The 549-nt window shown below is 44.3% G+C and carries 1 protein-coding gene; it reads right to left on the bottom strand.

All coding sequences use genetic code 11. The features are described from left to right. A partial coding sequence (locus ACT3S4_RS14390) for a substrate binding domain-containing protein (RefSeq protein ID WP_444761312.1) occupies nt 1-549 on the bottom strand: 549 nt, incomplete at both ends.

Raw genomic sequence — 549 nt, forward strand, 5'->3', positions numbered from 1 at the left:
CTAAGTAATCAAACAATGCTCGGATTCGCAAAGGTGTCGGGCCCCGCTGTGGACGATATAAATACAGGCGCCAAACGGGAGAGGTTTCCTCATGAAGTATCTGAATGAGCTTACCACTCCTAAGCCACGGCAAAACTAGAAATCCAGGCATGTGTCCGAATCCGACTCCAGCGAGAATAGCTTGAAATTCAGCTTCTAGATCATCTGTAATAAAACGGGGCTTTGATGGCGTAAAGCTTCGACTTTCGGTGAATGTCCATGGCCAGTAACGCCCTGTTTTATGATCGAATAGTGCTGTTAGAGGGTATTTATCTAAGTCAATAATTTTTTTGGGCATTCCAACCTTATCAATTAACTCTGGCGTACCCACAGAATAAAAGTTCACTTTAGCCAATTCCCTTGCCACATATCGATTGTCCGGCAAAAATCCAAATCTGATCCCGATATCTATCCGCTCATCGATCACATCCGAGTGTGAATCTGTTAGCACACAATCCACGACAATATCTGGATAACGTGTGGCAAATTCTGCTAGTGCAGGTACTACCA

The organism is Psychrobacter sp. AOP30-A2-5 (assembly GCF_052378115.1).
In the GTDB taxonomy this organism is placed as follows: domain Bacteria; phylum Pseudomonadota; class Gammaproteobacteria; order Pseudomonadales; family Moraxellaceae; genus Psychrobacter.